Here is a 12,585-nt window from a genome sequence, read left to right as displayed (position 1 = left end):
TAGTAGGGGTATTCTTTATGAGGTTGTGAGAAAAATTCAGTAATGAGTCAGGGCAAGGTCGATGATCTGCAGGCATTCGTTATGGTCGCCCGGGAGCGCAGCTTCACCCGGGCGGCGGTGCGCCTGGGGGTGACGCCCTCGGCCCTCAGTCATAGCCTGAGAGCGCTGGAGGAACGGCTTGGCGTGCGACTGCTGGCGCGTACCACGCGCAATGTGTCGACCACCGAGGCCGGTGACCGCTTGCTGCGTTCGGTGGCGCCACTGCTGGAGCAGATCGCCGCGGAGGTGGAGGCGCTCGGCGCCTGGCGCGACACCCCTCGCGGAACCTTGCGCCTGACCTGCACCGACGACCAGATCGAGTTGTGTATCCGCCCCAAGCTCGCCGCCTTCATCGAGCAATATCCAGAGGTCCGTCTGGAACTCTACGTCGACTATGGCTTCACCAACGTGGTGGAAGAACGCTTCGACGCCGGCATCCGCCTGGGCGAGGCCATCAGCCAGGACATGATCGCGGTGCGCATCAGTCGTGACTGGCGGTTGGCGCTGGTCGCCGCGCCCGGCTATTTCGCCCGCCAGCCGCCGCCCGCCACGCCTTACCAACTGACCGAGCACCGTTGCATCAACATCCGCCATCGGCCGTCCGGTGCCGTTTACGCCTGGGAGTTCGAGCGGGACGGTCAGGCTTTCACGGTCAGAGGTGAGGGCCCGCTAGTGTTCAACAGCATCATGCACGTCCTCAACAGTGCCCTGGACGGACTTGGCATCGGCTACGTGCCCGAGGAGTTGGCAGCGCCCTATCTGGCCACCGGCCAACTGGTGGAGATCCTGCCGGAGTGGTGCCCCACCTTTCAGGGCTACCACCTGTACTACCCCAATCGCCGCCAGACCTCACCGGCTTTCGCCGCGTTGGTAGAGACGCTGCGCTACCGGGGCTGAGCCGCAGGCGCTAGCGCGATTCCTTGACCACCGGCGCTACCGGGCGTGCACACCAGCGTCGATACAGCGGCTCGGCCACCGCCATCACCACCACCAGGCGCAGGATCTGCATCGCAGTGACGGTGCCGACGCCCAGCCCCAGCGCCTCGGCCGTCAGGTACATCTCGGTGGTACTGCCCGGCGTCATGCCCAGGCCCAGGGTGGTGAAGGGCAGGGCGAATACCTGGGCCAGCAGCCAGGCGATCAGGAAGGTGGCGACCAGGCAGAGCAGGGTGTAGAGCATTGCCAGCAGCAGAAAGCGCGGCGAGCGGCGAAAGAAGGCGCGGTCGAAGTGGCACCCCAGGGTGACACCGATGAGCACCTGGGCCAGGTGGCTCAGCGTCGGCGGCAGGCTGGTGACCAGTCCGCTGGAGGCGGTAACCAGGCAACACAGCGCCAGGGGACCGAACATCCAGGGGTTGGGCCAGCCGCGGCGCTTCCAGGCCAGCGCCGCTACCAGGCCGGCCGCCAGCAGCGGTGCCAGCCAGCGCCAGTCCGGCGGGGGCGGCACGTGGGCGGCCTGGGCGATACCCGGTACGCCCCAGAGCATGGCCGGCGGCACCACCAGCACGATGATCACCAGGCGCAGGGTATGGGCGGCGGCGACCTTGGGCGCATCGGCGCCGTGGCGTTCGGCCAGGTTGATCATCTCGGCGAAGTTCGCCGGCATGAAGGCGAAGAAGGCGGTCTTGCGTTCCGTGCCCAGGCGTTGCACCACCGTGATGCCGAGCAGGGCCAGCAGCAGGGTGGCGACGGCTGCCAGGGCCATCAGCGGCAGGTGGCCGACGACCTCGGTCAGTACCGCCGGAGTGAAATGCAGGCCGATGGCCGTGGCGATCAGCCATTGCCCGGCCGGGCGACCGTGGGGAATGGCAGTGATGCGCCAGCCCAGGCAGCGGCAGAGGGTCACCGCGACCAGGGCGCCGGTGATCCAGGGCAACGGCCAGTGGACCAGGCTGGCGAGCCAGCCGCCGAGCAGGCCGACGAGGGGGGTGGGCCACCAGGGGCGAGGCGTGAAGCGGGAAATCGGCATGGCGTTGTTCAGGGATCCGGTAGCAGGGGTTCAGGGACGCAGATGACCGACGAAGGCCTTGGCCACGGGCGACAGCGCGCTGTAGCGCCGCACCACCACGACGATGGCGCGGCTGGCCCAGGCTTCGTCCAGCTCCAGGGCCACCAGTTTCATCGGCTTGAGATAGGGCTGCACGATGGATTCGGGCAGTACGCACAGGCCCAGGCGAATCGCCGCCAGCCGGCACATCGCCTCGAAGCTGCTGATGCGCACGCGCTGACGGATGCCGCGCTGGAGTAGCGCCGCCTGGCGTGAGAGCAGGGCGTTCATCGAGCTTTCCACGTGGGGACCGATGAATTCGTGGTCCAGGGTCTCGGCGAAGCTTACCCGCTTGCGCCCGGCCAGGGGGTGATCCGCAGCGGCGATCACCACCAGTCGCTCGCGGCGATAGGCGAAGGTCTCCAGGTCCAGGGCGGCGGTATCGGCCGCGACAATGCCCACATCCGCGCGGCCTTCCGCCACCGCCTGGACGATGCTGCCGCCCACCCGCTCCTCGATGTCGAAATCGACCCGCGGATAGAGGCCCATGAAGCTGGCGAGGTCCGGGGTCAGGTGGTTGGTCAGCGCGGAGGTGATGGCGTGCAGGCGGATATGGCCGGTGGCGCCGCTGCCGTGCTCGTTGAGCTCCAGCTGCATCAGCCGCAGGTCGCCATGGACCCGCTCCACATAGTGCAGCATGGTCTCGCCGGCCGGGGTAAGCCCCATGCCACGGGCATGACGGATGAACAGCGGCACCCCGACCTGGTCTTCCAGCTCGCTGATCCTCTTGCTCACGGCGGAGACCGCCAGGTGGCAGAGCCGCGCGGCGCGGGTGACGTTGCGCTCCTGAGCCACCACCCGGAAGACGTTCAGGCTGACCAGGTCATAGCGTGGCGGAGAGCCGCTCATGGGCGATCCTCGCGAGGGGTCAGGGGGCGACGGCCAGGGCCCGTTCGAAGAAGTCCGGCGTGCCGAAGTTGCCGGATTTGAGCGCCAGGGCGATGCCTCCCCGGGCGCCACTGCCCAGCGTCCAGGGTACGCCAGGGGCGATGGGCGCACCGATACGCAGGCTCTCGATGGCAAGCGCCTTGACTACTGCGCCCGAGGTCTCACCGCCGGCCACCACCAGCCGGGTCACACCGCCTTCGTGCAGGCCCTGGGCGATGCGGGCCAGGGCGTCTTCCACCAGCTGGCCGGCGCGCTCCACGCCCAGCTGTGCCTGGGCCTTGCGCACCTCCGCGGGATCGGCGCTGCCATAGATGAGTACCGGCTCGGAAGGCAGCCGCGCTGCGGCCCATTCCAGGGCGGCGCCGACCTGATCCTCGCCTGCGGCCAGGGCCAGCGGATCGAGGCGGAAGCCGGGACGGTTCTCCAGCCAGAGCGCCACCTGGCCCCGGGTCGCGGTGGAACAGCTGCCCGACAGCACGGCGGCCAGACCGGGCGCAGCGGGCAGGGCTGCCGCTTCGGCATGCGCCGCCAGCAGACCACGGCGACGGAAGTTGGCCGGCAGCCCCAGGGCCACGCCGGACCCTCCGGTCACCAGGAGGTGATCCGCCACGGCTGCGCCTATGGTGTGCAGGTCGGCGTTGTCGATGGCGTCGACGAGGGCATGGCGGACGCCCTGAGCCTGGAGGTCGGCCAGGGCCGTGGCAATGGCGGCGCTGCCCTGGCGCACCTGGGGCAGGCGCACCAGTCCCACGGGATGAGCCGTCTGCGCCTGCAGCACCCGCACCAGGTTGCTGTCGGTCATGGGTGTCAGCGGGTGGTGGCGCATGCCCGACTCGGCCAGGGGCTGGTCGCCGACGAACAGCTGGCCGAGGTAGAGCGTTCGGCCGTTCTCGGGGAAGGCGGGGCAGGCGATGCTCAACCTGGCGTCCAAGGCATCGGCCAGGGCGTCTGCAACCGGACCGATGTTGCCGGCCGCGGTGGAATCGAAGGTGGAGCAATACTTGAAGAAGAATTGCCGACATCCCAGCGCGCGCAGATAGGCGAGGGCCGCCAGGGACTGGGCGACCGCTTCGGCGGCCGGCAGGGTGCGGGTCTTGAGGGCGACCACCACGGCATCGGCGTCGCTGGGTAGCGGACGGTCCGCCACGCCCAGTACCTGAACGGTGCGCATGCCCTGGGCCACCAGGGTACTGGCGAGGTCGGTACCGCCGGTGAAGTCGTCGGCGATGCAGCCCAGGAGCGGCGTGGCCATGGTGGTTCTCCTTGTTGTTGTCAGGGATGCCCGAGGCGCGTACGCCCCGGGAGGAACCGGTAAAGCCTTAGCCGCGCAGGACCTGGGCCACCGCCTGGCCGAAGGCGGCGCAGCCCAGGCTGCCGCCCAGGTCCGCGGTGCGCTTGGCCGGATCTTCCAGCACCTTGTCCACCGACTGGTCGATGGCCGCGGCCGCTTCCTGCAGCTTGGCATTGCCGCGGTGCTCGCCCATCCAGTGCAGCATCATGCCGATGGACAGGATCATCGACACCGGGTTGGCCTTGTCCTGGCCGGCGATATCCGGTGCCGAGCCGTGCTGGGCCTGGGCGCAGCAGTGGATGTTGCTGGCCATGATCGAGCCGGCCAGGCCCAGGCTGCCGGAGAGTTCGCTGGCCAGGTCGCTGATGATGTCGCCATAGAAGTTGGTGGCGACCAGCACGTCGAAGCGCTCGGGATTGCGCACCAGGTGCGCGGTGGAGGCGTCCACCAGCAGGTCGTCCAGCTGCACCTCGGGAAATTCCTTGGCCACGTTGCGCACGCATTCCAGGAACAGGCCGTCGGTCATGTGGAAGCTGTTGGCCTTGTGGATGGCGGTGACCTTGCGACGGCGCTTCATCGCCAGCTCGAAGGCCTGGCGCGCGATGCGCTCGCTGCAGTGGCGGGTGATCTTGCGGGTGGACAGCGCCATGTCCGGGGAGGGCATCACCTCGCCCCAGCCGCGGCTCATGTTGCGATCCGGATAGAAGCCTTCGGTGGCCTCGCGCATGATCACCAGGTCCATGCTCTTGCCTTCCTTCATGTTGGAGGCGAGGAACGGCCGGGTGCGCGCCGGGCGCACGTTGGCATAGAGATCGAGGCCGATGCGAAAGCCGGCAGAGACGTTGCGACCGCCTTTCTCGGGCGCCGGGTAGTCGGCATGGGACTGGGTGCCGAGGATCACGCCATCGTAGGTCTTGGCCTTTTCCAGGGTCTCGTCGCGCAGGGTGATGCCGTGCTTCTCCAGGCTGGTGAAGCCGACGTCGTCGTAATCGAAGGTCAATCCCAGGCCGAACTTCTCGTTGGCGACATCCAGCACGGACATTGACGCCTGGATGATTTCGGGACCGATACCGTCGCAGGGCAGGACCAGAATACGCATTGTTTTCTCCTTGTAGATTCTGTGGGGAAGTCGGTCTGGTGGCTGAGTCTGCAAGGGTCGCCGCCGGGCCAGAACGCTTTGTACTTTATGTCATCTAAAAACAATTCATGCAACGGCGCAGGACAAAAAAAGCGATGCCGATTCGTGGCGTGCGAACGCGTGCGCTCAGCGCCCGTACGGAGGACGGGCGGGCGGGGGAGGTGGGGGGTTCAGGCGCGTGGGTAGATCAGGCTGGCTGCTTTGCCGCGTCTTCTTCGGCGGCTTCGAGCTGGCGGTCCTGGGCGGCCTTGAGCCGGCTGACCACGTCGAGGTGCTGATGCAGGAACAGCGCCGCCTCTTCGCGACTGCCACCTTCGAGCAGGTCGAGGATGTGCAGGTGTTCCTGGCTCTGGCCGATCTGCCGCGAGCGTTCGACGTTGGAGCGGTAGGCCATGAAGCGGCGCAACTGATTCTGCCGGCGGATGGCTTCGAGCAGGAAGACGTTGCCCGAGCAGCGCACCAGCAATTCGTGGAAGCTGGAGCCGATCTCGAACAACTGCGCGCGGGACAGGGTGAAGAGTTCGCCGTCCAGCAGCCGTTGCTGCCACTGGCGGGCCTGGGCGAAGGCGCGCTTGTCGATGCGGTAGCCCGGCTCGCGCAGGGCGAAGGGCTCGATGGCCATGCGGAAGCGATAGCTCTGGATATGGGCTTCGCTGTCATGCAGGAAGGTATTGATCTCCCACCCCTGGCCAGGGCGGCGTTCGATCATGGCCTCGCTGGCCAGGCGGTTGAGCACCTTGAGCAACTGGCCGCGGGGAATCTGGTAGCGGCGCAGCAACTCGGCCTCGAAGAAGCTGCTGCGGATGTCCCCGCGCAGCATGTCGTCCACCACTCGCAGATAGAGCTCCTCGTAGGGATCGTCCTCGCTGGGCAGTGCCGCCTGCTCGATGGTGCTGGCATTACGGGTCAGGAAGAAGCCGCGATTGGGCTCCTTGCGCGCCAGCCCCAGTTCTTCGAGAAGGGCGAAGCCGCGGCGCACCGGTGAGCGGGAAACCCCCAGCTCCTTGGCGAAGGCCTCTTCGCGCAACGGATCTCCGGCTTTCATCGAGCGGGCACGGGCGAGGTCGATGATGCGCGGGGCGAGTTGTTCGGCGAGGTCTTTTTTCATCGGGAGTCTTCTGGACGACGGGTACCGGAGCGCAGGTACTGAGGAGGCTGGCCAGCCGGGTCTGGCGGATCGCCCTGACGTTACCATAACCACGGCCACCCGGAGCGGACGACGGCACCGGGCGCGCCGTCGCCCGGGTCGTCAGCGGGCCGAGTACAGCGGGAACAGGCCCAGTGCCATGGAGACCGCCATGAGCAGGAAGCTCAGGGCGAACGCCCATTTCATGGTGTATTTCTGGTGGTCGCTGAATTCCACCCCGGCCAGGCCCACCAGCAGATAGGTGGACGCCACCAGCGGGCTGAGCAGGTGCACGGGCTGCCCGATCAGCGACGCCCTGCCGATCTCCGCCGCGCCGATGCCATAGGCCTCGGCCGCGTGGGCCAGCACCGGCAGTACGCCATAGTAGAAGGCGTCGTTGGACATGAAGAAGGTGCCGGGGATGCTCAGCAACGCGGTGATGGGCGCCAGGTAGTTGCCCCAGCTTTCCGGCAGGGCCCAGAGCAGCGAGCCGGACATCGCCTTGACCATGCCGGTCCCGGAGAGGATACCGGCGAAGATGCCGGCGGCGATGAAGATCGAGATCTGCGTCAGGGCTGCGGGTGCGTGGGCCGAAATACGCCGGCGCTGTTCGTCCATCTGCCGGTAGTTGATGGTCAGGGCGATGCAGAACGCGACCATGAACAGGATCGGCAGCGGCAGCAGTTCGACCACCAGGCAGGTCATCAGCGCCAGCGTCAGGACGGCGTTGAACCAGAACAGCTTGGGCCGCCGCAGTTCGGCATTTTCATCGCTCAGCGTGAGCAGATCACCCATGTCTTCGTCCATGCCGGTGGCGCGCAGTTGATTACCACCTGGCGCCGAGAGCAGGCCAAGACGGCGACGCTCCTGCAGCCCCAGCCAGAAAGCCAGCGCCAGGACCCCGATGAAGCTGACGATCATCGGCGGGATCAGTGGGATGAACAGCTGGCTGGTTTCCACCTGCAGCGCGGCGGCGACCCGGGCCATGGGTCCGCTCCAGGGCAGCAGGTTGGTGACGCTGGCGGCGAGAATGACCACGCAGGGCAGGATCAGCGGATTCAGCCGCAAGCGGCGGAACAGCGGCAGCATGGCGGTCAGGGTGATCATGTAGGTGGTGGAGCCGTCGCCATCCAGGGAAACCATGCCGGCCAGCAAGGTGGCGAAGAGCACGGCCTTGGCGGGATCGCCTTTGATCAGCTTGATGAAGGTGCGAATGATGGGGTCGAACAGCCCGGTATCGAACATCAGGCCGAAGTAGAGGATGGCGAACATCACCATGATGGCGGTAGGCGCGACCTTGCGCAGCCCATCGATCATCATCGGCCCCATCTCGGGAGCGAAGCCGCCAATGATGGCGAAGATGATGGGGATGATGGTCAAGGCCACCAAGGGCGGCAGCCGCTTGGTCATGATCAGCGCCATGAAGGTCACGATCATTCCATAGCCGAGCAGAGAGAGCATCTGTATCTCCTGGTTCCAAAATACAACTTTTGTTGTGGTTGTCGTTGTGTTCGGTGGCGGAGTGGCGATCAGCTCATGTGGAGACCGCCATTTAGTGAGAAGTCCGCGCCGGTGGCGAAGGCCGATTCGTCCGACGCCAGCCAGGAGCACATGGAGGCGATCTCCTCAGGCGTACCCAGCCGGCGCATCGGAATCTCATGAACGATGCGATCCATGAGATCGGTACGGGTCAGGGCCTTGAGTCGGGGCGTAGCGATATAGCCAGGTGAGACGGTATTTACCGTCACCCCGCGCGCCGCCAGTTCGCGGGCTAGAGCGCGGGTGAAGCCACGGATGGCCGACTTGGCGGTCGAGTAGTTGACCTGGCCGACGTGACCGAGCTGGGCGTTGACCGAAGAGATGTTGATGATCCGGCCCCAGCCGCGGGAGGTCATGCCGTCGATCACCTGGCGGGTGACGTTGAACAGCGAGTTGAGGTTGGTATCGATCACCGTTTGCCAGTCGCCTGGCTGCATGTCGCGGAACACCACGTTGCAGGCGGTACCTGCGTTGTTGACCAGGACATCGACGGGTCCGACCTCGTCGCGAATCTTGGCGAAGGCGGCGCGGGTGGATTCCCAGTCGGCCACGTTGCCTTCGGCGGCGATGAAGTCGAAGCCCAGCTTGCGTTGCTGTTCCAGCCAGTCGGCCTTGAGCGGCGAGTCCGGACCACAGCCGGCGATGACGGTGAAGCCGTCCCGGGCCAGGCGTTGGCAGACGGCGGTTCCCAGTCCGCCCATGCCGGCGGTAACGAAGGCGATGCGCTTGCTCATGTGTTGCTCTCCTGTTGTCGTTCTTGTCGGGCGTGAGCCATGTAAGGCACGGTAAGACGAATGTGATTGTCTTGTAAATACACGAAATACAATTTGGAGATGGGTGACAGGTTCTGTGTGTCTGGTGGGTCAGGGCCTCGGCGTACCGAGGCCCCTGGTTCAACGTCCTTCTTCGCCCAGGATCTTGCGGACCACATAGGGCAGGATGCCGCCCTGGCGCAGGTAGAGAATTTCCTGACTGGAATCCAGTGGCAGTTCCAGGGCGACGCTGTCACTCCGGCCGTCCGGGCGGGTGATCTGCAGCGTGATGGGGTTGGTCCCTACCCGCAGTTCATCCAGGCCGGCGAAGTCCAGGCGCTCATCGCCGGTCAGGCACAGGCTCTTGGCGCCTTGTCCAGCGGGGAAGCGCACCGGAAAGATGCCCATCCCGATCAGGTTGCTGCGGTGGATACGCTCGAAGCTTTGCGCCACCACTAGCCGGACACCCAGGGTGGCCTGGGCCTTTGCGGCCCAGTCGCGACTGGAGCCGGCGCCGTAGTTGATACCGGCGAACACCACCAGCGGCGTGCCCTGGCGGACCCAGCTGAGGGCCGCGTCATACACCGGCAAGACCTCGCCGTCGGCTGCCCGCGCCCAGCCACCCTGGCCAGGATGCTCCGGCAGCAGGCGATTCTTTACCGCGCGGTTGACGAAGGCGCCGCGCATCATCACCTCGTGATTGCTACGGCGCGTCGAGTACTGATTGAGGTCTTCCGGGGCCTCGCCATGGGCCACCAGCCAGCGGCCGGCCGGGCTGTCCAGGGGAATGGCACTGGCCGGCGAGATGTGGTCGGTGGTGATGTTGTCACCCAGCACCATCAGCGCCCGGGCGTCGCGCACGGCCAGCGACGCGGGCGGCTCCGGCGTGATGCCTTGCAGATAGATCGGACGGCGCAGATAGGTCGAGCTCGGTGACCAGGGAAAGCGCACGCTGCCCTCCGCCGACAACGCCTGCCAGTGGTGGGTGCCGTCCCAGAGGGTGGCGTTGCGCTGGCGGAACAGTTCGGGCCGCACCGTGGCGCGGACCAGGGCCTGGACGTCGTCATCGTCCGGCATCAGGTCGCGCAGGTAGACCGGCTGACCGGCTTGATCCAGGCCCAGCACGGCCTGCTCGAGATCGACGTCGATACTGCCGACGAGGGCATAGGCGACTACGAGGGCCGGCGAAGCCAGGTAGCCGAATTGCGCCTTGGGATTGACCCGGCCTTCGAAATTGCGATTGCCCGAGAGCACCACCACCGTCTTCAGACCCTGGTCGGCAAAGGCCTCCACATGGGCTTCGAAGCTGCCCGAGTTGCCGATACAGGTCATGCAGCCGAAGCCGGCCAGCTCGAAGCCGAGCGCGGCGAAGTCGGCCAGCAGATCGGCTTCACCCAGGTAATCGGCCACCACCCGAGAGCCGGGGGAAAGCGAGGTCTTCACCCAGGGCTTGCGCGTCAGGCCGCGCATCCGCGCTCGCCGCGCCAGCAGTCCGGCCTGGATCATCTGGCTCGGATTGGCGGTGTTGGTGCAACTGGTGATGGCGGCGATGGAGATGGCGCCGTGGGTCAGCGGCTGGCCAAAACTCGGCTCGAAATACTCCGCCGGGGCAGGGGTGGAGCGGGCGATCAGCGCGGTATCCGGTTCGGCGCGGACCTGGGCACGGAAGGAGTTGGCGGCTTCAGCCAATGGCTGCCATTGGTGCGGCTGGTGCGGACCGGCCACGCTGGGCTCGATGCTGGCGAGATCCAGCGGGATGACCTCGGTGAAGATGGGCTCGGGATCTTCGTCGTGGCGCCACAGAGTCTGCACCTCCAGGTAAGCGGCGACCCGCTCGCGCAGTTGGGGGCTGCGGCCGGTGAGCTCGAGGTACTCCATGGTCACCGTATCGAAGGGAAAGAACACCACGGTCGCGCCGTATTCCGGTGCCATGTTGGACAGGGTGCCGCGGGCGGCCCAGCTCAGGCCCGACAGGCCCGGTCCGCAGAATTCGACGAATTTGCCCACCACGCCGCGCTGACGCAGCAACTGGGTGACTTTCAAGGAAAGATCGGTGGCGGTCACTCCCGGACGCAGCGCATTGGTCAGGCGGATACCGATGACCTCGGGAAAGCTGATCGGTACCGGCTCGCCCAGCATGGCCGCCTGGCCTTCCAGACCGCCGACGCCCCAACCCAGGATGCCGATGGCATTGATCATCGGCGTATGGCTGTCGGTGGCGACCATGTCGTCCGGGTGCAGCAGCGGCTGGCCGTCGCTGGTCTCGCTTTCCCAGACCACGGTGCCCAGCGACTCCATGTTGACCTGATGGATGATGCCGGTGCCCGGTGGCACCACCTTGAAATTATCCAGGCTCTTCTGCGCCCACTTGATGAACTGGTAGCGCTCGGTGTTGCGGCGATAGTCGATGTCCAGATTGGCTTCCACCGCGCCCGGCTCGGCGAAGCGCTCGACGATCACCGAGTGATCGATGGTCAGCACCGCCGGGATGCGCGGATTCATCCGGCTCGGATCGCCGCCCAGTTCGGCCACCATGTCGCGCATGCCGGCGAAGTCGGCCAGGGCCGGCAGGCAGGTGGTGTCATGGAACATCAGGCGGTTGGGCAGGAAGGGCGCTTCGCACGGCGGGCCTTCGCCGCGTGCACGAGCCAGCACCGGCGGTAGCGCCTCGGGAAAGCAGCGGGCGACGTTTTCCACCAGCAGGCGCAGGGAATAGGGCAGGCGGGCCAGGGTGTCGGCGTCGAACAGGCGCTTGAGATCGACATAGGCGTACTGCCGGTCGCCGAGGGTGAGCTGGCCGGTGTAGGCGGAATCCAGGGCAAACTTCATGGGCTATCCGGTCCGGTTGCGGGAAGGGTGGAGGGCTAGGGGAATGCTAGGAGAGCCGGCATCACCCGGAAATTGGTATCTGGCCAACACAGCGTTCTCGGTCCGCGAACGCTGGCTTTCAGGCTTGGCAAATATTGTTCTGTATTGATATAAAAGACAATATTAGTGACCTGAAATCATTGCGGGCCGCTGCTGCCCAAGGGACGTCAGCTCCCCAAACAGACGAGGTCCACCTTGCTTACCGCCCTGTCCGATCCGGTCTTCCTGACCAGTCTGCTCCAGATCGTCATCATCGATATCCTGCTCGGCGGCGACAACGCCGTGGTCATCGCCCTGGCTTGCCGGCGCCTGCCGGACGCGCAACGGCGCAAGGCCATCCTGGGTGGCGTGGCCGGTGCCGTCATCCTGCGCATCCTGTTGCTGTTCGTTGCCAGCTACGTGCTGGGCTGGCCGCTGCTCAAGGTGGTGGGCGGTGTGCTGCTGCTGTGGATCGGCATCAAGCTGCTGCTGCCCGAGGAGGACGAGGCCGACGTCAAGGCCGGTACCACCCTGGGCCAGGCCATCTGGATCATCATGGTGGCCGACGTGGTGATGAGCCTGGACAACGTCATCGCCGTGGCGGGCGCCGCCCAGGGGCACCTGGGCCTGGCCGTCGCCGGGGTGCTCATCAGCATCCCGATCATCATCTTCGGCAGCCAGCTCATCCTGAAGCTCATGGAGAAGTTTCGCTGGCTGGTGGTGGCCGGCGCGGCCCTGCTCGGCTGGATCGCCGGCAAGCTGATCGCCAGCGACGAACTCCTGCAGGGCTGGCTCGGTACCGGCGACATGCACTGGGTCCCCTATGCCGCCGGCGTCCTCGGCGTCCTCATCGTGGTCGTGACTGGCCAGTTGCTGGCACGGCGAACGGTTACGGCCTGACCGATCTTTCGACCATCA

General features: G+C 66.3%; 10 protein-coding genes. 2 read left to right on the top strand and 8 right to left on the bottom strand.

What is annotated here, in order from left to right; genetic code table 11:
- Positions 1 to 42: 42 nt before the first annotated feature.
- Positions 43 to 936: a LysR family transcriptional regulator gene (locus FHR73_RS07380; protein ID WP_183630296.1), complete on the top strand. Its 894-nt coding sequence runs from the start codon at positions 43 to 45 to the stop codon at positions 934 to 936.
- Positions 937 to 946: 10 nt separating this feature from the next.
- Here the strand turns inward: FHR73_RS07380 and FHR73_RS07375 are convergent, their stop codons facing one another.
- The 8 genes from FHR73_RS07375 to acnA all read right to left on the bottom strand — a co-directional run bounded on the left by FHR73_RS07375 (position 947) and on the right by acnA (position 11,649).
- Positions 947 to 2,008 (bottom strand): AbrB family transcriptional regulator, encoded by a 1,062-nt coding sequence (locus FHR73_RS07375; protein WP_183630295.1) that lies wholly within the window; start codon positions 2,006 to 2,008, stop codon positions 947 to 949.
- A gap of 30 nt (positions 2,009 to 2,038) precedes the next feature.
- Complete coding sequence (locus FHR73_RS07370; RefSeq protein WP_183630294.1) at positions 2,039 to 2,935, bottom strand: LysR family transcriptional regulator; 897 nt, start codon at positions 2,933 to 2,935, stop codon at positions 2,039 to 2,041.
- A 19-nt stretch (positions 2,936 to 2,954) separates the two neighbouring features.
- On the bottom strand, positions 2,955 to 4,226 hold the full coding sequence (otnK, locus tag FHR73_RS07365) for a 3-oxo-tetronate kinase (RefSeq protein WP_183630293.1): 1,272 nt from the start codon (positions 4,224 to 4,226) through the stop codon (positions 2,955 to 2,957).
- Positions 4,227 to 4,293: 67 nt separating this feature from the next.
- The gene (locus tag FHR73_RS07360; protein WP_183630292.1) at positions 4,294 to 5,364 is read right to left on the bottom strand and encodes an isocitrate/isopropylmalate dehydrogenase family protein; all 1,071 of its coding nucleotides are present in this window, start codon (positions 5,362 to 5,364) and stop codon (positions 4,294 to 4,296) included.
- A gap of 226 nt (positions 5,365 to 5,590) precedes the next feature.
- On the bottom strand, positions 5,591 to 6,511 hold the full coding sequence (locus FHR73_RS07355; RefSeq protein ID WP_183630291.1) for a GntR family transcriptional regulator: 921 nt from the start codon (positions 6,509 to 6,511) through the stop codon (positions 5,591 to 5,593).
- A 141-nt stretch (positions 6,512 to 6,652) separates the two neighbouring features.
- Positions 6,653 to 7,990, bottom strand: coding sequence for a CitMHS family transporter (locus tag FHR73_RS07350; RefSeq protein ID WP_183630290.1), 1,338 nt, complete (start codon positions 7,988 to 7,990; stop codon positions 6,653 to 6,655).
- A 68-nt stretch (positions 7,991 to 8,058) separates the two neighbouring features.
- On the bottom strand, positions 8,059 to 8,802 hold the full coding sequence (gene phbB, locus FHR73_RS07345; protein WP_183630289.1) for an acetoacetyl-CoA reductase: 744 nt from the start codon (positions 8,800 to 8,802) through the stop codon (positions 8,059 to 8,061).
- A 159-nt stretch (positions 8,803 to 8,961) separates the two neighbouring features.
- Positions 8,962 to 11,649, bottom strand: coding sequence for an aconitate hydratase AcnA (gene acnA, locus FHR73_RS07340; RefSeq protein WP_183630288.1), 2,688 nt, complete (start codon positions 11,647 to 11,649; stop codon positions 8,962 to 8,964).
- A gap of 234 nt (positions 11,650 to 11,883) precedes the next feature.
- Here acnA and FHR73_RS07335 point away from each other — a divergent pair, with 234 nt between their 5' ends.
- Positions 11,884 to 12,567: a TerC family protein gene (locus FHR73_RS07335; RefSeq protein WP_183630287.1), complete on the top strand. Its 684-nt coding sequence runs from the start codon at positions 11,884 to 11,886 to the stop codon at positions 12,565 to 12,567.
- The last annotated feature ends 18 nt before the right edge of the window (positions 12,568 to 12,585 follow it).

Origin of the sequence: Pseudomonas sp. AS2.8, from assembly GCF_014190935.1 — a bacterium.
In the GTDB taxonomy this organism is placed as follows: Bacteria; Pseudomonadota; Gammaproteobacteria; order Pseudomonadales; family Pseudomonadaceae; genus Chryseomonas.
This window is presented reverse-complemented; position numbering and strand designations above follow the sequence as displayed.

What these genes read in the sequence shown, in the direction of transcription:
- FHR73_RS07380 (WP_183630296.1), top strand. Translation starts at nt 43, where the DNA reads ATGAGTCAGGGCAAGGTCGATGATCTGCAGGCATTCGTTATGGTCGCC.
- FHR73_RS07375 (WP_183630295.1), bottom strand. Translation starts at nt 2,008, where the DNA reads ATGCCGATTTCCCGCTTCACGCCTCGCCCCTGGTGGCCCACCCCCCTC.
- FHR73_RS07370 (WP_183630294.1), bottom strand. Translation starts at nt 2,935, where the DNA reads ATGAGCGGCTCTCCGCCACGCTATGACCTGGTCAGCCTGAACGTCTTC.
- otnK (WP_183630293.1), bottom strand. Translation starts at nt 4,226, where the DNA reads ATGGCCACGCCGCTCCTGGGCTGCATCGCCGACGACTTCACCGGCGGT.
- FHR73_RS07360 (WP_183630292.1), bottom strand. Translation starts at nt 5,364, where the DNA reads ATGCGTATTCTGGTCCTGCCCTGCGACGGTATCGGTCCCGAAATCATC.
- FHR73_RS07355 (WP_183630291.1), bottom strand. Translation starts at nt 6,511, where the DNA reads ATGAAAAAAGACCTCGCCGAACAACTCGCCCCGCGCATCATCGACCTC.
- FHR73_RS07350 (WP_183630290.1), bottom strand. Translation starts at nt 7,990, where the DNA reads ATGCTCTCTCTGCTCGGCTATGGAATGATCGTGACCTTCATGGCGCTG.
- phbB (WP_183630289.1), bottom strand. Translation starts at nt 8,802, where the DNA reads ATGAGCAAGCGCATCGCCTTCGTTACCGCCGGCATGGGCGGACTGGGA.
- acnA (WP_183630288.1), bottom strand. Translation starts at nt 11,649, where the DNA reads ATGAAGTTTGCCCTGGATTCCGCCTACACCGGCCAGCTCACCCTCGGC.